This is a genomic window from Gemmatimonadaceae bacterium (assembly GCA_020846935.1).
Classification (GTDB): Bacteria; Gemmatimonadota; Gemmatimonadetes; order Gemmatimonadales; family Gemmatimonadaceae; genus RBC101.
Window position 1 is genome coordinate 1 of record JADLCY010000010.1, and the last position, 18,960, is coordinate 18,960.

General features: G+C 66.3%; 16 protein-coding genes. 14 read left to right on the top strand and 2 right to left on the bottom strand.

Going from position 1 to position 18,960, the window contains the following annotated elements:
* Positions 1 to 351 precede the first annotated feature (351 nt).
* Both IT361_11345 and IT361_11350 read left to right on the top strand, forming a co-directional pair.
* Complete coding sequence (locus IT361_11345; GenBank protein ID MCC6318273.1) at positions 352 to 2,010, top strand: S8 family serine peptidase; 1,659 nt, start codon at positions 352 to 354, stop codon at positions 2,008 to 2,010.
* 250 nt (positions 2,011 to 2,260) lie between these two features.
* Positions 2,261 to 2,413, top strand: a complete 153-nt coding sequence (locus tag IT361_11350; GenBank protein ID MCC6318274.1) for a hypothetical protein — start codon at positions 2,261 to 2,263, stop codon at positions 2,411 to 2,413.
* A gap of 577 nt (positions 2,414 to 2,990) precedes the next feature.
* Here IT361_11350 and IT361_11355 read toward each other — a convergent pair.
* The gene (locus tag IT361_11355; GenBank protein MCC6318275.1) at positions 2,991 to 3,170 is read right to left on the bottom strand and encodes a hypothetical protein; all 180 of its coding nucleotides are present in this window, start codon (positions 3,168 to 3,170) and stop codon (positions 2,991 to 2,993) included.
* On the opposite strand from IT361_11355, the gene IT361_11360 reads away from it, so the two are divergent.
* The 12 genes from IT361_11360 (at position 3,154) to IT361_11415 (ending at position 17,899) form a co-directional block, all read left to right on the top strand.
* Complete coding sequence (locus IT361_11360; protein MCC6318276.1) at positions 3,154 to 3,708, top strand: IS30 family transposase; 555 nt, start codon at positions 3,154 to 3,156, stop codon at positions 3,706 to 3,708. The genes IT361_11355 and IT361_11360 overlap by 17 nt on opposite strands.
* Positions 3,709 to 5,003: 1,295 nt before the next feature.
* Positions 5,004 to 5,963 carry a sigma-54-dependent Fis family transcriptional regulator gene (locus IT361_11365; protein ID MCC6318277.1) on the top strand — a complete coding sequence of 320 codons (960 nt, stop codon included), beginning with the start codon at positions 5,004 to 5,006 and terminating at the stop codon, positions 5,961 to 5,963.
* Between the two features lie 315 nt (positions 5,964 to 6,278).
* Complete coding sequence (locus IT361_11370) at positions 6,279 to 6,470, top strand: hypothetical protein (protein MCC6318278.1); 192 nt, start codon at positions 6,279 to 6,281, stop codon at positions 6,468 to 6,470.
* Positions 6,467 to 7,783 carry a S8 family serine peptidase gene (locus IT361_11375; protein ID MCC6318279.1) on the top strand — a complete coding sequence of 439 codons (1,317 nt, stop codon included), beginning with the start codon at positions 6,467 to 6,469 and terminating at the stop codon, positions 7,781 to 7,783. The genes IT361_11370 and IT361_11375 overlap by 4 nt, the downstream gene beginning before the upstream one ends.
* A 196-nt stretch (positions 7,784 to 7,979) precedes the next feature.
* Positions 7,980 to 9,740 (top strand): hypothetical protein, encoded by a 1,761-nt coding sequence (locus IT361_11380; GenBank protein MCC6318280.1) that lies wholly within the window; start codon positions 7,980 to 7,982, stop codon positions 9,738 to 9,740.
* Between the two features lie 24 nt (positions 9,741 to 9,764).
* A complete protein-coding gene (locus tag IT361_11385) occupies positions 9,765 to 10,850 on the top strand; it encodes a hypothetical protein (GenBank protein ID MCC6318281.1) in 1,086 nt (361 codons plus the stop codon).
* A 3-nt stretch (positions 10,851 to 10,853) separates the two neighbouring features.
* Positions 10,854 to 12,881, top strand: a complete 2,028-nt coding sequence (locus IT361_11390) for a hypothetical protein (GenBank protein ID MCC6318282.1) — start codon at positions 10,854 to 10,856, stop codon at positions 12,879 to 12,881.
* Positions 12,878 to 13,048: a hypothetical protein gene (locus IT361_11395; protein MCC6318283.1), complete on the top strand. Its 171-nt coding sequence runs from the start codon at positions 12,878 to 12,880 to the stop codon at positions 13,046 to 13,048. Before IT361_11390 ends, IT361_11395 begins: the two co-directional genes overlap by 4 nt.
* 8 nt (positions 13,049 to 13,056) lie before the next feature.
* On the top strand, positions 13,057 to 13,326 hold the full coding sequence (locus IT361_11400) for a hypothetical protein (GenBank protein ID MCC6318284.1): 270 nt from the start codon (positions 13,057 to 13,059) through the stop codon (positions 13,324 to 13,326).
* Positions 13,319 to 14,059 carry a hypothetical protein gene (locus IT361_11405; GenBank protein ID MCC6318285.1) on the top strand — a complete coding sequence of 247 codons (741 nt, stop codon included), beginning with the start codon at positions 13,319 to 13,321 and terminating at the stop codon, positions 14,057 to 14,059. Before IT361_11400 ends, IT361_11405 begins: the two co-directional genes overlap by 8 nt.
* 11 nt (positions 14,060 to 14,070) lie before the next feature.
* Positions 14,071 to 14,976, top strand: coding sequence for a hypothetical protein (locus IT361_11410; GenBank protein MCC6318286.1), 906 nt, complete (start codon positions 14,071 to 14,073; stop codon positions 14,974 to 14,976).
* Positions 14,977 to 14,986: 10 nt separating this feature from the next.
* A complete protein-coding gene (locus IT361_11415; protein MCC6318287.1) occupies positions 14,987 to 17,899 on the top strand; it encodes an OmpA family protein in 2,913 nt (970 codons plus the stop codon).
* A 177-nt stretch (positions 17,900 to 18,076) separates the two neighbouring features.
* On the opposite strand, the gene IT361_11420 is transcribed toward IT361_11415, so the two are convergent.
* Positions 18,077 to 18,949 (bottom strand): sulfurtransferase, encoded by an 873-nt coding sequence (locus IT361_11420; GenBank protein ID MCC6318288.1) that lies wholly within the window; start codon positions 18,947 to 18,949, stop codon positions 18,077 to 18,079.
* Positions 18,950 to 18,960 lie beyond the last annotated feature (11 nt).

Genomic DNA, 18,960 nt, shown 5'->3' on the forward strand with positions numbered 1-18,960 from the left:
AAGTTGCAGCGGGCGCGGGAGGCGAGACGGCAAGTGAACATCGCGCAGCTCAGCCGAGCTGCCTAACCATGGGAGAGTGTCACTTCGTCAGGTCACCCGAAAGCGCGATATGTGGAGAAGCACTACAATGGCACATCATGGACTGCACAGTCTTGGCGCCCTGATGGGACGCCTGCTACTCAACACACTCCCAACTGGGGACTCAACGCGGTGCGCTTTCCGCTCGCGTGGGGATGCGCGACGGGAGATACGGCGCGGATCGGTGTAATCGATTTTGGCTTCCCGGCTGGGATAGCAGACCTTACTCCCAATATTGCCTCTGCGGTACATGCGCCTCCACCAAATGATACGATGCAGCACGGTGCGATGGTCGCTTCGGTGGCTGCTGCGCGTGGAGGCAACGGCGTTGGGATGGCAGGAGCCGCATATCTCGGGCGAGTCGACCTGGTGGATCCTCGGCTGCGTGACTCTATGGGGGGGCCAATCGGCAGTGCCGCCGCAGGTGTCACGATTGCAGCCCACGCTGACTCTTTGGTGAGACGAGGCGCTAGAGTAATCAACATCTCATTGGCGATCAGCGTCAACCGCAATAACGCCGCCGATCTCCAAGACGCTGTGACCCTAGTTCAGTGGATGATGCTCGCTGGCTCAGTCGGCGGCCGGCCTCCACTGTTTGTTCTCTCCTCAGGCAATCACGGGGGAGATCCGAGAGATATTACATTCCCTCTTATGAAGGATGAGGACTCTACTCGAGTGCTGGTCGTGACTGCCAGCACCCGAAGCGGGGGGCTCCTCACGGCGGCCGTCGGTTCTCCCTACATTGACTTGGCGGCGCCTGGCGATAGCGTCGGAGTTCTTCGTCCGACGAATCAGACAGGTACAGCGACATCGAGCGGCGCGTCGTTTGCAGCACCATTGGTGTCAGGCCTTGCGGCAATGCTGGCTGGCTTCGATCCACAGCTCACCGCCCAGGAGCTGCGTCAGCTCATTCTTCGGGGAGCGATAGGCGGTGGAGTTCGCGCAGGCGGCGGAAGTGGATACCGGGTGCCAGATGCGTATGAGTCTCTAAGGATCGCTGGCCGCAAGAACGGAGCGAGGCTTTGTGGCAATAAGACGTACCTCTACGCCGAACCGCCAACTTCAGGTAACCGGATTTTCCGATTCCTCGCCCGCCGTGATTCCTCACTTCAGCCATTGGACACGATCGCGAATCTGCTCCTCCCTGAAGACTCACTGTTCCAGTTTGCAGGGATAACGCACGGCGGCCGAGAGCTTGTGAGCCGGGTCGTTGGTTCCACGCCTCAGGCGTACCAGGTCTTTGCCAGACACAATGGTACTCAGTGGCAGATCCTCCCGGCATCTTGGCCCTCTATCTCAGCACCTAGCTTCAGTGGATCGTCGAATTCCAGCCAAGGGCGATCTCACGGAGGAGACTCGCTCCTGACCGCTCGCTTCACTCTTGCCAGCAACCCCGCTTTGATAACCGCAGACGTCGGAATAGACGCTGGGGGAGCTCAGAGTGCTCCGCTAGCAACCTTTGCGAACATTCCTGACCTCTACAACGACCCTGTTTCAGGCATACTTTACGGCGGCGCCGCTACTGAGTGGGGGACGATGTCTCCGCTCGGAGGGTTTGCAATCACAGCAGTCGGACGGGGAACAAACTACGGGACAACAAGCTTCTATAGGTTTGACCTTTCGACGCTCGCATTGAGCCACATCTTTGACGATCCTGCAAGTGTTCGGATGCTGTCGCTGTGCCAAGCAACATGTAGCTGGGTACCCGCCCCCATGCACGCTATTGGCATATCGGAGGATGGTTCTGAATTTTGGTATGCGGTGCCCAATGGAGCGTGGGGAAGCGGCGTAGGTTGCACCGTCAAGCGATATTCACTGAAGCGACGTCAGTTGACAACAGATGTTGCTATCGCGGTTCCGGGTTGTTTTTGGATGGAAGGCTCGGCTCGAGTTGCTGGAGTCGCACCTTGGGTCGGTCACGCGCGCAGATAGCCTTGCAGTGGTTCTGTAGTGGTTTGGAAGGAGTGGCATCGGTTTTCTGAACAGGTGAGATAGCTGGATCGGCGGGCTCCACGAGCGAGATTTCGCTCACTCCTTTAGGAGACCGCATCATGGCCCGACGTGCTCGCCGCAGTCATGCCCAGGCCTTCAAGGCCAAGGTCGCCCTTGCGGCGATTCGGAACGAAGGTACCCTCGTTGAGTTGGCGAAGCGCTTCGACGTCCACGCCGCTCTGATCACCGCGTGGATCAACTGCTCACCAGTGCCGCCGAGGTCTTTGGGGCAGGCCGGTCCCGCGAGCCGCCCGTCGAGGTGAAGACGCTCCTTGCCAAGATGGGCGAGCTGGCGCTCGAGAGCGATTTTGAGAACGTGCGTTCGGCAAGGCCGGCCTGCTGAGCGCCAAGCGATGATCGACCGCGCCTACGCTCTGCCGATCACGCGGCAGGCGGCGGCGCTGGGGATCAGTCGGGGCGCGGTGTACTACACGCCCCGGCGGACCTCGGTATGCGATCTCGCGCTGATGCGCCGGATTGACGCGGTGCACCTGGAGATGCCCTGGTTCGGGGCGCGCGGGCTCCGACCCGAGTTCCCCGGCGTGGGCCGGCGGCGCTTCGGGACGTTGATGCGCACCATGGGGACCAACGCCATCGCCCCGCAGCCGGGCACGAGTCGCCGACATCGCGCGCATCCCGTGTACCCGTACCTCTTGGGGAATCGAGTGATCACCCGGCCGAACGATGTCTGGGCGATGGACATCACCGACATCCCGATGGCGCGCGGCTTCGTGTACCTCGCGGGCGTGATGGATTGGGCCAGCCGTCGGGTCCTCAGCTGGCGCCTGTCGATCACGCTCGACAGCGCCTTAGGTATCGCGGCGGTCGAGGACGCGATCGCGCTACGGCCGGCCCGAAACCTTCAACACCGATCAGGGCGTGCAATTCACCAGCGCAGCGTTCACCGGTCTCCTGCTCGATCACGGGATCCGGATCAGCATGGACGGTCGCGGAGGAACTCGCACGTCGCCACGTTGGTCGAGCGGCAGTCGCGGTTTGTCCAACTCATCAAGGTGCGAAGCAAGCAGGCGGAAACGGTTGCGCGCGCGCTGACCCGCCACGTCCAGCGGCTTGCCGGGTCGCATGATGGAAACGCTCACGTGGGAGCGCGGGCTCGAGATGGCCCACCACCGGCGCTTCACCGTCTCCACCGACGTCGCGGTCTACTTCGGCGATCCCCAAGGCCCGTGGCAGCGTGGGACGAATGAGAACACCAACGGCCTGCTGCGCCAATACCTTCCGAAAGACACCGATCTCGCGGCGGTCACGCAAGCACAGCTCAACGCGATCGCTCGCCATTTGAACGCCCGACCACGCAAGACACTATCATTCATGACACCAGCGGAGAAGTTGCTAAAACTGTTGCTACGAGCGGTTGAACCGGCAGCCACATGTTCTGCGAACGCCCGCTCCTGCGGGAGCCTCGCATTCTCGCGGCGCAGGCGCCGCTACTCGTGCTGCGGCGTTTCGCCCGCGTGGTCCTCCCCGGGGCGTCCGAACTGCTTCAGCCACTGGCGGAGCCGATTCGCCCGGACGTCGAGCTCGTGGGCGACCTGGGCCAAGCCCACCCCAGCCAGCCGACGCGCCTGCACCAGCTGGACGACTTCCTGCGTGTCCGCCGAACCAAACGCGCGGTAACGCGCCGCTCCTTGCGACTGCCCTGGCCTGGTTTCGTCATCGAACACCTCCACCCCGAACCCAGGGTACGTGAGGCGTCCACGAAATCCGAGATGGCTCAGTTCCGCCCCGGCGCGCAGTGGCTCTACGCGGTACGACCCGCGCGGCCCGCAGTCCGCGAGCGCCGTCGCGTGCCGGAACATCGCTCGGGCTGTCACCTGATGCAGTTTGCGATCGGCTGGAACGTCGCGCCGGAACGTCGTGCTATCGTGCGACTCACTGCGCGCTCTCGTGGGTCCGTACTCCGTGAAGTGCTGCGATTGAAGACGGGTGACGCCTCAGGAAGCTGGACGGGAGCCGGCCGCGATGTGCGCGAGGCGATTGCCGACATGATCGGCAAGGATGCCAACGGCGCAGCCCGGCAGGGGCATCGCAACGCAGAATTTCTGGTGTGGTGGGAAGATGACCGGCCAACACGGTTTCTGGTCTGGCGTGGTTCGCGTCCGTTCGATGCAGAGGAATCTGAGGCCGTCGCTCTCGCAGCGGCACGCGCCATGTCATGGGCACTGCGTCGCTCAGATGCCGAAGTGTGGAAGGTGCGACTGGTCCCTTTGGATCGGGCGGTGCCACCGCCACCAGGGTTCGACGGACGGCCCGCCACAACAATCTGGGAGTCGGTGACGCCATACGTTCCGCCGCGGCGCCACCGTCGTGGAGGGAAAGAGCGCGATGAGGAGTCGATTCAGGACCAGGTCCGTCGGGAGCTCATGCAGCGCGGGATCGGTTCAACGCAGAGATCGAGCTGCTCGGTGTTCCCTCTTGGGCGGCCGTACACGTCCCTCGACTGGGAGCCGATCCTCGCGAGTTCACAGGGGACCGACGCGGACAGATGATCCGGCTACGCTTCACGACTCCGGTCGAAGGTCCAATCAGGCTCGGCCACTCGAGCAGCTTCGGTCTGGGCCTGTTCCGCCCTAAGTTCGCTGAACGGTAGTACTATGGCTCTGGTGTACTTGAGTACGTTGCTTCGCAGGCCGAGCCGAAGGCGCATCCGAACGAACGCGTCTTGCTATCGAGTGTTGGTGTCGCGAGTCACAATGACCGGAGCCCTACGCTCGAGCACGATGTCGCGCATGGCCGACCTCGCTTGACGACCCGCTCAGAGCCTGTAGCTCTCTCCGAGCGCACGACAGGGAGAGGAAGACGTGGGCGGTGTGGAGCAGGGCCGCGGCCCGGGCGAAAAGCAGCATCACTCGCCGAGCGTCGTCAGGCGGGGGGCCGATGATACCATCGACCGCCTTCAGCGCGCGCATGCCCTGGGAAAGCTGGTGGGCGAAGCGCCCAGCTTTCGCGCGGTTGTCCAGCGACTCCCCGTCCTCTCACGCAGCGACGCCACGGTCCTGCTCAGCGGCGAGACGGGCACGGGCAAGGAACTCGTGGCGCGTGCGATCCACTACCTGAGCGGCCGAAGCCGGGACGCGTTCACCGCGGTCAACTGCGGTTCGCTCCCGGACGGGCTGCTCGAAGACGAGTTCTTCGGCCATGCGCGCGGCGCCTATACCGACGCACGCACGGCGCGCGCTGGCTTGCTGCGGCGAGCCCACGGCGGCACGCTGTTTCTCGACGAAGTGGATGCGCTGACACCGCGCGCCCAGGTCGCGCTGCTCCGCGTGCTCCAGGACCGTTCATATCGCGCGCTCGGCTCCAGTGACGAGCAGCATGTCGACGTGCGAGTGGTGGCGGCCACGAACACCGACCTCTGGGATCTGGTGGAACAGCACACCTTCCGTTCGGACCTGTTCTACCGGCTGAGCGTGCTCACGGTGACGCTGCCTCCGCTGCGCGAGCGGATCGACGACATCCTGCCGCTCGCCTACCACTTCCTGCTCAAGTTCGCCGGGGAGTCGGGCACCATCCGCTTCGCATCGGAGAGCAAGGCGGCGCTGCTGCGACACCCGTGGCCGGGCAATGTGCGGGAGCTGGAGAACGCGGTCCTGCGCGGCGTGAGCCTGTGCGAAGATGGAGTGATTCGCGCCGACGATCTGGGGCTGCGAGCGCGCGCGACGCCGGTGCGCGCCCCGGCGGTGGAACCGGAGCGCGTCATCGACCTCTCGAGGCCCTACAGCGACCTCAAGCGCGAGACGCTCGTGCGCTTCGAGCGCGACTACCTCGCGCGCCTGCTCTCGAGTTGTGGCGGGAACGTGAGCCAAGCTGCTCGTCAGGCAGGCAAGGAACGCCGCGACTTTCGTCGACTGCTGCGCAAGCACGCGATCTGAGAGGTGGGGGCCGGTCGCCTCACGGGGGGCGCTGGCGCCCCACCTCATCTGCGCGCCGCTCGTGCCTCTCCCGCTGCGCACGGATGCGCCCTTCTGCCATGGGGCGGCTCGACCCCGGGCGACGGGCGCGGGCACCACGGGCCGCGATGCCTAACGCGTTGCTGGGCCAACGCTTGACGCACGCCAGGCCGCACGGCATCGCCCTTGCCTTCACTCATCCGCGTGAGTGACTCCCAGCCGCGCCCCAGCGAACCTCCCCTGGATGCCGACGTGCGTGAACTCGTGCTCGGCTACCTCGACGACCACCCGACGGCGATGGATACGCTCGACGGAATCGCCGAGTGGTGGATCCTGCGCCAGCGCATCGAGATCGAGGTGCGCCGCATCGCGCGCGTGCTCGACGGGCTGGTCGCCGAAGGCTATCTGGAGCGCTCGGAACAGGACGGCGTACGGTTCTATCGACGCACCCGGCGGCCGGCCGGCCACCACAACGGAGTCGGCGCGTGAAGCCGCACCTCGAACTCAAGCTCAAGGCCGGCGCGCCCACGCCTGACGTTCCCTACTGGGAGGACGCGATCCGCGACAAGGCGGGGACGGAGGTGCCTCCCGACGCCGCGGTGGCCCGGCTGCTGGCGAAGTACGCGGTGCCGGTCCTGGCCACGCGAGCCTACGCGCCGCGCGGCACCGTATGGTCGCCCGACGAGATCGCCGCCGGGCTCGACCGGGTCTATCGCCTCGTGCTGGCCGAAGACCGCACGCTGCCGCCGCAGCTCATCGCCGACATCGCGCTCGTGCCAAGCGTCGAGTACGTGCGGCTCGGCGCCATCGGCAAGGCTGACCTCCCGAGTCCCGTCGTAGCGAGCCTGAGCGTGGATACCGACCGACAGTCGCGGGAAGCCATCTACCTCGAGCAGGCACAGGCGTATTCGATGGGCGATCCGGGAGTGATCGTTGCGGTGCTGGACACGGGCGTGTGGCTGCCGCATCCGGAGTTTGCCGGGCGGCTCCTGCCGGGCCGCGACTTCGTCGACATCCTCGACGGCGCCGGCTCGTTCCTCGGTGACTACCTCGACGCCGACGATGACCCCACCGACGCCGTGGGGCACGGCACGCACGTCGCCGGCATCCTCGCCGCGGCCGGGCGCGCCATGCCGCGTGGTGTGGTGCCTCGGTGTCGCATCCTGCCCGTCCGCGTGCTCGGCGCGCTGCGCCAGGGAGACAAACGCGTGGGTGCTGGGCTCGTCGACAACATCAACGTCGCGATCAAATGGGCGGTCGACCAGGGCGCGACGATCATCAACATGAGCCTCGGCGTGCGGCGTTCCGGCGGCGGCGTGCCGCACGTCGACGTGGTCGAGTATGCGCGTCGCAAGGGCGTCACCATCGTTGCGGCGGCGGGGAACGACGGTCGCGAGGAGCTCTACTACCCCGGCGCGCTCCCGCACGTGATCGCCGTCGGAGCCACGAGCGATGACGGGTCGGTGGCGTCGTACTCCACCTTTGGCCGTCAGGTGTCCCTCGTGGCCCCAGGCACCCAGATCTATTCAACGTACCTGGACAACGAATACGCGCACAGCACCGGGACCTCGCATGCGACGCCTTTCGTGGCGGGCGCTGCCGCGCTGCTCGCGTCCTACGCGCGCGCGAGGTTCGGCGTGCGGCTCAGGGATGCGCAGATCAAGCACGTCCTCAAACACTCGGCGGACCGCGTCGACGCACAGTTCAAGCACCCCAAGGCCGGATTTGGCCGCGTGAACATCCTCGACGCGGTGCGCCTGCTCGACCACCGCCTTGGCGCCATGCAGCGCAAGGCGGCATGAAATGGCACCACGAGACCGCGGGGACAAGGAACACGAGAAGCGCCGCGACCCCAAGGCGCCGCGCGAGGGAGAACGCGCGCCACCGGACCGCGAGGCGGCACCACCACATGCCAGGGAACCCAAGGCGCGAGGTGCAGCCGCCGCGAGCACGACCACTGCAACATCCACCGACGATGAGCCAGCCAAGGGCCCGACCATGACGAATCCAACCACCCCGACCTCTGCCCCCTCGCGACTGGCGGGCCTGGGCTTCCTCAACGGACACGCGGTGAAGCGCCGCGGGGTGCTTGCCGTGCAACCTCCGCCAGAGGTGCCGGAGGGCTTCGTCGCCCGAAGCATCATCGCGATCGGTGACGCGGCGGGCGGCGATGCCACGGTCGCGCGCGTCGACAGGAAGCTCAAGGCCGAGGGGCTCGTCGAGGCCGTCGGCAAGGCGACGGCGAAGCTCAACATCGGCGGTCTGGATCGGACGCAGCGACTGCTCCTGTCGATCCCGGCGGTGTACGCGAACATCCTCGAAAAGGGGCTTGCCGTCGTCGAGGCGCCAGGAGCATCCGAAGCCACACTGTCGACGGCGCGCCGCCGCACGGTCAACTTTGACGACACGGCCGGACTCGTCGATTTCGTGCTGCGTGGGCTGGATGCGACCGACGGCTTGCGTGCGCAATACGCCACGCGTCTGGTCGACGCGGTCGTCAAGGCGCGCGGACTGAGCCTCGCCGACAGCGTGAAGACGGAGGTCGTGCGCGAGGTGGCAGCGCGCGAGATCCCGATCCCGGTGCCAAAGGTCGAGGAGCTGGTCGTGTCGCTCATCGCGCTCGGGCGCTCCACGCTCACCATCAGCGACGCGATCGACTCGTATGTGGCCCGCGGGGAGGTGGAAGCCGAGCGGTTCACGCCGGCGATCCGCAAGCGGATGATCGCGTACCTCAAGGATCTGGGCGTGGCGTTTCCCGATGGCGGATTGACCTCGGGCGACCGTTCACGCTTTGACGAGTACTTCGCGCTGGCCTACAACCACGCCACGCGCGCGGGTGGGGGCGCGACGACGGACCCTATCGATAACGTGCGGCAGCGGGGCGCGATCAACGACTGGGACTTCACGGTCGACACGTTCGACGCCGTCGAAGAGCAGGGTGTGGTGCCGCAGAACATCCTCGCGGCCGGTGCCCTCGACTACGTGTACGAACTCGGCGAGCGGCTGGGCATGTTCCGTCTCGCCGACGCGCTGGTCCTGCGCTGGGCCAACGGCACATTCGACGCCGAGCCGGGTCGGCCGAGCGCGGACCTGTATCGGTACTGGAAGCTCCGCAGCGAACGCGTGTCGCCGGAGGAGCGCGCCATGATGTACCGGCGCATCCTGTCCAAGGGCGACGGCAACCTGCTTTCGGGCATGGTGGAGAACGAGGCGTTCCCGGACCTCTGGGGCGCGCTGATGGAGAAGGCCACCGACTTCCTGCGCCGTTCCGAGGAGAACGCGAGCACCGATCGCCTGGTGTCGCGGCAGCCGATCCATCAGGCCACCAAGCAGCTGCAATACAACCTGACGGAACACGCGACCGGCATGGCCCACATGCAGATCACGGAGATGTACCACCACCTGCTGGAGGCCAAGCAGGTGCTGGAGCACGCCATTCCGTTCTTCTCCACCGGATCGCGCAAGAGCCTGTGGACGGTGATCGAGCGCGCGTCTCGCGAGTGGTTCAACGAGTCGCCGAACATCTCGGCCATCCGCTCGGCGGCGGTGGACGGCAACAAGGTCTACCAGTGGATCGCCAACTTCGATCAGTCCAGCGTCACCGACCAGCAGTTCCAGGTGTTCCTCGAGGCCAGCGAGGCGTGGATCATCGCGCAGGCCACCGACGATTCGGCTCCATCGACAGGCCCGGAGATGGAGGATGAGGACGAGGCGGACATCGACGCTGAACTGAACGACACCGACGACTGGGACAAGTAACCGCGCCGAGCGAGGGGATTACCCATGGGAAGCACGCATGAAGTCCAGGCGCTCGCGCGCACGAGGGCGCAGGAGGTCCTCGCCCAGCTCCCGCAGTTCCATGAGATGCCATGGAACGACAAGCTGAGCGTATACAAGTCGCTGGTCGACGAACACGTGCGCGAGCTGTCGGCGCCCAATGGCGCCGACCTCTCCGGCGCGCTGGCCGGCCCGCCCAAGCCAAAGCGGGCCTCGGACCTGATCAACGACCGGCGCCACGAGAACCGACGCATCGACCAGGCCGGCGAACTGGCCGGCGAGTTCATCGAGAACGTCGACTTCCCGAAGTTTGTCCGTGATCTGCTGAAGGGTGTGTTCGACGCCAACCTGCAGGTCACGATCCAGCAGATGGAGGCGTACCAGAAGCTGCTGAAGACCGCGACCAAGTCGGTCGCGGAGTTCGCCAACGCGGTCGACAACACCGCGGCCTTCGGCTACCTCGCGGAAAACCAGGGCGACGACTTCTCGATCGACTTCGACGACAACGAGAAGAGCGACAAGAATCCGCAGGGCACGGTGCTCACCACCAAGGACGGCCAGCGTGTCGACATCGGGGACAACGAGATCAAGGCGAAGATCATGGACGCCAAGATCGCGATGGCCAAGGAGCAACGGGCACTGTTGCGCGAGACCATCCTGATGGGCATCTCACGGCTGGTGGTCGAGCGCGGCAAGGTGAAAGCGTCGGTGCTCTTCGACATCAAGGCGGGTGAGAAGATTGACAAGGCCGACAAGGCGGCGATGAAGGAGGCGCACTCCTCGGGCACGTCCATGAAGGCGAGCGGGGGCCTCATCGGCTCGATCTTTGGCGGCCCGAGTGGGGGGCACACCCGGAGCGACTCGAAGACGCAGATCAGCATCTCATCGGCGAAGAGCACGGCCACCACCAGCCTCGAGGCCAAGCTGGCGGGAGAGGTGGAGATCATCTTCAAGCGCGACTACTTCAAGCTCGACAACTTCGCGAGCATGTACTCGGGCGTGACCGCCGCGGACCGTGCGGCGGTCGGCGGCGCTCCGGGTGCGGTTGCTCCACTGCCGCCGGGTCCGCCCGCGCTGCCGCCCCGTGTCTGAGTCATGGCGCTCGCCATCCTGCGGCCGGCCCGCGTGCCAGGGCCATCGGGGGCGCTGGCCTTCGACCTCGAACTCGGCAGCAACCGCTACCACCAGTTTGTCATTGGCGGAGCGGGCATCAGCCGCGCGTCAGGGTTTCCGCAGCTGGACGAGCCTTCGTACACCTCGGCGCTGTTTGGCCCGTTGCCCGAGTCGTCGTTCGGGCGCACGACGCTGCTCGTGCCCCGCGAGCGGTTCGATCGCGACCATCGGAACCTGCAGGTCACCTCGTTCAGGACGCGCGCCCGCGAGGGCCCGGCCTGGTCAGACATCGTCCGCGTCAGCGTGGCCGGTCCCGTACGCGACGACCTTCCACTCCCTGCTTTCGGTGTGAGCATGGCCATGGACACCTATTCGGACGCAACATCGTACGGCGCTCCGGCGCCATGGCAGCGGGCGGAGCCCATGGCGTATCGCGAGGTGCCGGCGTTCTCGAACGCGATGCTGTTCGGTTCCCTCATTCCGGTGATCGGCAAGCTGGCGGCCAAGGTGTTGCCGGCGATCGTGAACGTGGGCAAGGTGGCTGGCGGAGGTGCGGCTCCCGATATCGGCGGGCTCGTGTCGCAGATCATCGGCGGCGCACGTGGCGTCGTCGCCGCGCCGCCCGGCATCGAAACCCTCGTCAAGCCCGAAACGCTCCAGCTGATCGCACAGCTCCTCGAGCAGCTCAGGAGCCCGCAGCCGGCCAACGCACCGGCGCAGGCCAAAGCGCTGGCCCTCGGCGACGGATATTCACACGCCGCGGTCGCGCCGGCGTTGCTTGCGGCGCTCCCGGCGCTCATGCCGCTGCTCGAGAAGGTGGCGAACCCCGAAACGATCAAGGCGATCCTCGAGCACACCGACCCGTCAAAGATCATCGGCGCCGTCACCAACGGCGTGAAGGAGATCGGGAACCTCGGGCTCGAGCACAACAAGCAGGAGAACGAGCACCTGCGGGCGCTCAACCCCATGGGGGTCCACGCGCCGGTGGATGACTTGCTCAAGGGCCTTGGCTTCGCCTCGTCGCTCGAACCGGGTGTCTCGAAGGAGAAGGGTGAGCCGCGGTATCGGCGCATCGAATCGGTGACGCTCACGTTCGCTGGCGCCTCACCGGTGATGATCCACGGCCGCACGCGCGTGTGCTATCGCCTGGGGGAGGAGATCGCCTTCCCGTTCGACGTGCAGACGCCGCGGCCGGTAACCGGCGCTCGAATCACCCTGCAGGTGAAGCACGTGGCGACGCGGGCGATCCTCGCGCGGCGTACCGTGGAGGTTCCGTCGGTGACCTCCGGTCGCCTGGCGGCGCGCGCGGCGCTTACGAAAGAAGACACCGCCAGGCTCAGGGCCGGCGAAGAGTACCTGATCTGCGCGTGGCTCACCTGGAAGACAAAGAAGGGCAGCATCGTGGGGACGAGTCGCATGCAACTGATCACGCTCGTCGGTGAGTACATCTTCGACCGGGTCGAGGACGGCAAGGTGATACCGCTCAACGACGTCGCGAAGCATCGTCCGTTCTGGCACAAGGTATGGCAGGGAGCGTTCGACCCGACGCATTTCCGGGTCGATCTCGAGGGCAAGTACTTCTACGTGCTCGATCCGAAGAAGGACGCCAACGCGCCGATTGCAACCAGCACGAAGTTTGAGGCAGGCGAGGGCAAGGTGAAACGCGGCCGGTTGCGGAGCGGCATGACCGCGAGCCTGGCCGCGCTGAATGCCCTGATCCCGCTCGTCTCGACCGGCAAGGCGCTGGGCGAGGCACAGCTCAAGGCACTCGCCGGCAGCGACTTCGTGTCGCGTTTCCACACCGCGGCGCGCTTCCATGGGTCGCTCAAGGGCAAGGCCGGCGTGTCGGCGACGCTTTGGGTCTACCCCGAAGTCAAGCTGCACGAGGTGGTGTTGCTCAAGGCGGCGTCCACCGACGCCGATGCGCACGTGCGTGAGCTCGTGGAGGAGCGCGTGTTCTTCCCGGTACCCGTGTCCATCCACGTCATCGGCACGAGGACGACCTCATGATCCGCAACGACTTTCCGGTGTTCTCCTCGGGCTTCACGCGGGCCATGGCCGACGCGCCGCCGCTCGTGATGCTCGATGGGCAGGAGGTGGTGTTCGACAAGCTGGTGGGCCTGGCGCCGGTGAACCTGGCGCCGCGCAAAGGCAAACCCGAACGCGAAGAGCCGTGATCGCGCCCATGGTCACCCCAACCGACGACCCGGACGACCTTCCGCCGTTGGCGCTGCTGCTCGGCGGGCTGGTGCCCAAGAGCGATCCGGACGACGACGAAGGGGCAGAGTCGCAGATGATGGAGATCGACCAGGTGTCGCTGGACCTCGCGATCGAATGCCACGTGCGGCCCGACGGGAATGTGGTGGCCTCGCCGCCGACGCAATACATCGCGACGTCGGTGATGCCGGTGTTCCATCGACTGCGGCTGCGCGTGGAGCGCGACGTCGATGGCTAAGGGCGGTCCGAGCTGGCGGCTCAACGCCTTTCTGGACTCGCTGATCATGGAGCTCGATCGCGCGCAGGACACGCTCGCGCTCAAGGGAATGAACCGACGGCTCACCTACACCGTGCGCGACCTCAACCTCGAACTGCAGCTCTTTCCCGATTTCGACGGCAGGGAACTGCGGTTTGCCACCGCCGGACCCGGCGAATCGGGCGCGGCCCGGATCGCCTTTCAGCTCGGATCGATCACTGATCGACAGATCCGCGAAACGACCACCGAACCCCCGAGCCGGGACGACATCGCCATCGAGGTGATGGACGACATCGACGACCAGACCAAGCAGGACCTGCGCCGGATCGGCGTCACCACGGTGAAGGACATCGAACGCATGGAGAAGCGCAACGTGGACCTCAAGCGCGCGGGCGGGTCCGTCGACTACACGAAGCTCGCCAACATCATCAATCGCACCCGACGCCGGCAGAGCGCGCCGGTGGTGGCGAAGGCGATGCTCGTGGGCGACGAGTCGTCGCCGCACCTCACGCTGGAAGGCAGCAACCTCGCGACCGCCTCGTCGACCGGGGAGTTCCCGTTGGCACAGCTCAATGGATCGCCGGTGACCTTTGTGAGCGCGACGGCGAGCGAACTGCGCATGGTGGTCGATCCCGATGTCCTCAAACCCGGCCTGAACACGCTGCGCATTGCCCTGGATCCCTACGCCGTCATCACGCTCGACGTGCACGCCTGAGGAGTGGCCCGATGCAGAACCGCCTGACCTCGCTGTTTGCCCTGGACGAGCTGCTCGCTCGCTCGTCCGCGCGCGACACCGCGCGCAAGGGGCACCGATCCAGCCGCAAGATGTCGCCTCCAGCCGCGCCAGCGAGTCACCCGGCGCGACCCAGGCGCCGCGGCAGCACCGACGCGCCCTACGCGCAGTCGTTCGATACCGGCGCGCCCATCCGTTGCGAGCACAACCTTCCGCGCCAGGACCCCGGGCTCGTGCCGCTGCCGGCCGAGTCCGCGCCCGTGGTCGCACACGCGCTCGACGACACCTACCACGTCGAAGCGTTTGAAGACGACGCGCCTGCGGACGAGGAGGAGCAGCCCCTGTCGTCGCGTGGCATCGAGACCGAGACGCGGGCCACGCTCAGTGAAGCCAGTGGTCGCGTGCATCCAGGGCCGGCTCCTTCGAGGTTCTCCGCTGCCAGGAGCGCACCGATCGAGTCACCCGCGTTGTCACTCAGCGCGCAAATGGAAGCCGTCGAGCGGGACCTCGCGGAGCTGGCCGCACGGACCACGGCGCCGCAGGACGTGGCGCCGACGCCGCCGGAGGCCGCTGCCGACGAATCGAGCGCGCCACCGCTCGCCGCTGCCAGGGGACATGCGGTCTTTGACGCGATGGCGAAAGGGATGAACTACGCGACCGAGTTTCGCCTGCCGGCGGTGCAGCTCTCGCAGATGTTCAGCGCGCTGGATCGCGAGCTGGACGCGGCGGTGGCACGCGAGCCAGCGCCGCCGACACCGACATCAACGCCGCCCACGCCGACGTCGCAGCTCATCACGGACCTGGTCGGCCTCGCGCCCCGCGCGGCCGCTCCCGAGTCGGTACCGCCACCCACGCAGGCCATTCCACCGGACGCCGCTTCCCACAGCGAGGCGCGTTGAGCGAGGCCACATGTCCAATTCCCTCCTCGAACTCGAGAAGTCGTTAGGCCCGCGTCCCCGGCGCCCCAAGCGCAAGGCACGAGCCAGGAAGCGTGCACCGCTGACGGCGCCGCCGGCGGCAACCGCCCCGCCGCTGACTGCGGCGCCGAGCGCGCCCTCCAATCCGCCGCCGGGCCTGCAGCCTCAGCTCGCGCGCGCCTCGCAGGCCGTCGACTACCGCGTCCCGGGCATCGTGCAGGCGATCGCGCAACCGTCAGGAATGACCTGCTGGGCGACCGTGGCCACGATCATGGTCATGTGGAAGAAGCAGCAGTCGATGACCATTCCTACCGCCCTTCAAGCGGCTGGCGCCAGCTACGTGACGAAGTTCAACGGCAACCAGGGGCTGCTGGGCTCCGAGAAGGCCGCCTTCCTTTCGGCGATGGGTCTGGCCTACCAACTGCCACAGAGCCGCGCGCCCTGGGGATGGGAGAGCCTGCTGCGCTCATACGGCCCGTTGTGGATCACCACCGACGAAGACCCGACGGCCGGGTTCGCGATTCACGCGCGTGTGATGGCGGGGATTCACGGGGATGGCACACCGACCGGCACCACCATCGACGTCATCGATCCGGCGGGGGGCCGCACCTACTCCGAGCGGTTCGACACCTTCCTGCGCAAGTATGAGTCGGAGGCACTGACTCCGGGGCGCCCGGTGCGTATCCAGATCGTGCATTGGCCGACGACCGCAGGGCTCGGCGTCCTCGGTCTGGTGCGCGGCAAATCGGCATCGTACGCCGAGTCACTGTCGGCCGGTCGCCATGCGACGGTCATCGACGACGAGTTCGAGCCAACCGACGCTGAGCAGGACTCGGGCGTCCCGGTGGCGCGCGCGGCGTCCGCGTACGCGAATGGCCTCAAGGCGCCGCGGCCACTGACCGCTGCCGACGTGCGATGGCCCGCGGATGCTTCAGCGCCGGACTATCGTCACCTCGGGGTCGCCATCGACACCACGCCGTTCGACCTCACGGCGCGCGTGCTCAAGCGTCTCGCGGCGTTCAATCGCTTTGCCTTCGACGGCGTTGATCAGCGCGTGGTCATTGGCCTGCGCGGATGCACGCTCGACAACGACGTCACCGACTGGAGCGATGCGATCCGGGTGCGCGAAGCCGTGCCGAATCACGCGGACAATCGCTGCGTGATCGGCGTGTGGGACCGCGTGACGGGGAAGGTGGTCGCGTTCAGTGCATCGACGGTGCCTAACTGGGAGTACATGGAGGCGTACCGCCAGAACCACGCGCGGCGCGCCAACCAGCAGCCCACCGGCCGCTACAGCCTGGTCGTGGGTACGCACCGTCCAGGAAAGAAGAGCCGAGTGCTCGGCGCGCTGCGGAATGCGTCGGAACTGGTGGTGCTGCGGACGCAGGACAACCTGTCGTACACCGTGATGGATACCTGGGACCAGACCACGCCGTTCAACAACATTCATCCGGGCCTCGTCCCGGTGAACCAGGGGACGTCGACCGTGCCGGACTATTCGTCGGCGGGGTGCTCGACGGTGCCTGGCACCTCGAGCGGGGACGTGCCGTCGGGCGCGTGGGCCGCGTTCCGCAAGGCGCTGGGCCTCGACAACGCCAGTCTCTCGAAGGACGACGGCCGCAAGTTCGCGTACATGTTGCTGACGGGTCGAGAGGCTCGCCTATGTGCCGGATCGCCGCCGTCGATCGAGCGGCTCCGCTTCGGTTCGCAGGGCGAAGACGTGCGCAAGTTGCAGGACGGACTGGCCAGTCACCCGAAGAAGTACTACAAGGGAAAGGTAGACGGCGACCTCGGAGCCGGGACGGCGATGGCGTTCATCCGGTTCCAGAAGGACCGCGATCGCGGCGCTGCCGATGGCATCGTGACGCCGGGTGATGCCACCGCACTCGGCTTTGCCCTGGGCGCGTCCGGCGCTCAGCAGATGGACATCATCGACAAGATCGTCGAAAAGGGAGAAGACATCGCGCGCGGCATCTTCAACAAGCTGACCAAGCGCGCGGAGGAAGGCCGCTTTGCGGTGACCGGCGAGATCGCCGAGTTCATGCACGATGACACGGCGTCGTCACGCCAGTGGACCCGCAAGACGGCGGAACTCAAGCTCAAGGCCACGGCGCCGCGATCCGGCGTGAAAGACGTGGCACGGCTCGACATTGCCGGGGCCAAGACCTACCACTTCAAGCTGCTGATCGACTTCGAATACAACGGCTACGACATCAAGAACGCCCAGATCTCGCGAGTGATCCAGGGCTCCTCCGAAATGACGAGCGGGCAGTTCACCGCGGACTTCAAGGCGAAGAACGCCACCACACTCAAGGCAGAGGTGGCCCGCATCGAGTTCGTGCTCAGCGGCAAGTGGGACCCCGGACTCGGCGACAAGTACTACGACTTCAAGGGAAAGGTCTTCGTCGAGGCCGACGGAGACGTCGGCTTCTCGCTCGACAAGAACGAGCGCGTCTCGATCGACTTCGTGGCCGGCGCCACGCTGGCGAACGTGAAGACCACGTCTGGCAAGCCTCCGGCGAACCAGGTCGTGCGCACGGTCGTGTTCTTCGAGAAGGTCGGGTCCGACGTGATCGCCGAGAAGGAGATGAGCCGCGTGAAGTCATGGCTCCGCCGGCTGAGGACGGAGCAGGACGTACGCTACAAGCGGCTCCGGGCCGGGACGCTTCCGATCAACATCGAGGGGTACGCCAGTGCGACGGGGAAGGGCGAGATGAACCAGAAACTCTCGCGCAGCCGTGCCGAAAAGGTACAGAAGCTGTTCCGCGACGAACTCGGGAGCGAGGCAAAGATCATCCTCGCGGCGCATGGCGAGGACGACCCGGCATACAAGGATTCAAAGAAGGACGAAAACGACTTCGATCGTCGCGTGGACATCTGGTTCGAGGTGACGGGCACGAACTGACCTTCAGGCCTCGGCGCGCAGGCTGGTGCGGTCGCGACGGCCGCACCAGCTCTGCACGGTCGCTGGGCGGCCGCCGCGTGATCGCGCGTTCCCGGACGTCGCGCACGGGCATTGGGCGAATCCACGATGTGGCGTGTGGATCCGCCATGCGCCGTTGGATCCGCCCTCGTGTGTGGCTCAGCCCGCGGCGGGCGCCGGAGCCCCCAGCTCGATCGGGGCGGCCACGAGGTTGCCGTATTCCGTCCACGATCCGTCGTAGTTCCGCACGTTCTCGACGCCCAGCAGGTACTTGAGCACGAACCACGTGTGGCTCGAACGCTCGCCGATACGACAGTACGCGATCACCGGTCGCGAGAGGTCCACGCCGCCGGATGTCACGTACGCATGGCGCAGCTCGGCGTCGTTCTTGAACGTGCCGTCCGCCGCGACCGCGGTGGACCAGGGAATGCTGCGCGCGCCGGGGATGTGTCCACCGCGCTGTGCCGTCTCCGACATGCCCGGGGGCGCGATGACCTCTCCGGTGAACTCCGCCGGACTCCGCACGTCCACGAGGCCCTGTGACTTCGCCTGCACCACGCCAAGGACGTCGGTGACGCGCGCGCGCAGCTCCTGTCGCTCCACCTGGATGTTGTACGTGGTTGGGGTCACGGCCGGCGGTTCGACTGTCAGCTCCTTGTCATCTTCATTGAGCCACTTCACGCGGCCACCGTCCATCAGCCGGACGTCCTCGTGGCCATAGAGCTTGAGCAGCCAGAAGCCGTACGCCGCAAACCAGTTGTTGTTGTCGCCGTAGAGCACGATGGTGTGGCTGGGCGCGATCCCCGACGCGCCGAGCAGGGCTGCGAACGCCTCGCGACCGACGATGTCACGCCGGACCCGATCCTGGAGCTGCGTCTGCCAGTTCCAGCCGACCGCGCCGCGGATGTGCCCGGCATCGTAGGCTTTGGTATCGACATCGATCTCGACGATGCGCACCGAGGGATCGTTGACATGTTCCTGGACCCACTGGGTCGTGACGAGGACGCGGTTGCGGTCTGGGGGAGTGGTCATGGCAGGATCGG

Bases quoted from the DNA above. Each gene is read 5' to 3' on its own strand.
- IT361_11345 (MCC6318273.1), top strand. From the start codon at position 352: ATGCAGCACGGTGCGATGGTCGCTTCGGTGGCTGCTGCGCGTGGAGGC.
- IT361_11360 (MCC6318276.1), top strand. From the start codon at position 3,154: ATGATGGAAACGCTCACGTGGGAGCGCGGGCTCGAGATGGCCCACCAC.
- IT361_11370 (MCC6318278.1), top strand. From the start codon at position 6,279: ATGGATACGCTCGACGGAATCGCCGAGTGGTGGATCCTGCGCCAGCGC.
- IT361_11380 (MCC6318280.1), top strand. From the start codon at position 7,980: ATGACGAATCCAACCACCCCGACCTCTGCCCCCTCGCGACTGGCGGGC.
- IT361_11385 (MCC6318281.1), top strand. From the start codon at position 9,765: ATGGGAAGCACGCATGAAGTCCAGGCGCTCGCGCGCACGAGGGCGCAG.
- IT361_11390 (MCC6318282.1), top strand. From the start codon at position 10,854: ATGGCGCTCGCCATCCTGCGGCCGGCCCGCGTGCCAGGGCCATCGGGG.
- IT361_11395 (MCC6318283.1), top strand. From the start codon at position 12,878: ATGATCCGCAACGACTTTCCGGTGTTCTCCTCGGGCTTCACGCGGGCC.
- IT361_11400 (MCC6318284.1), top strand. From the start codon at position 13,057: ATGGTCACCCCAACCGACGACCCGGACGACCTTCCGCCGTTGGCGCTG.
- IT361_11405 (MCC6318285.1), top strand. From the start codon at position 13,319: ATGGCTAAGGGCGGTCCGAGCTGGCGGCTCAACGCCTTTCTGGACTCG.
- IT361_11410 (MCC6318286.1), top strand. From the start codon at position 14,071: ATGCAGAACCGCCTGACCTCGCTGTTTGCCCTGGACGAGCTGCTCGCT.
- IT361_11415 (MCC6318287.1), top strand. From the start codon at position 14,987: ATGTCCAATTCCCTCCTCGAACTCGAGAAGTCGTTAGGCCCGCGTCCC.
- IT361_11420 (MCC6318288.1), bottom strand. From the start codon at position 18,949: ATGACCACTCCCCCAGACCGCAACCGCGTCCTCGTCACGACCCAGTGG.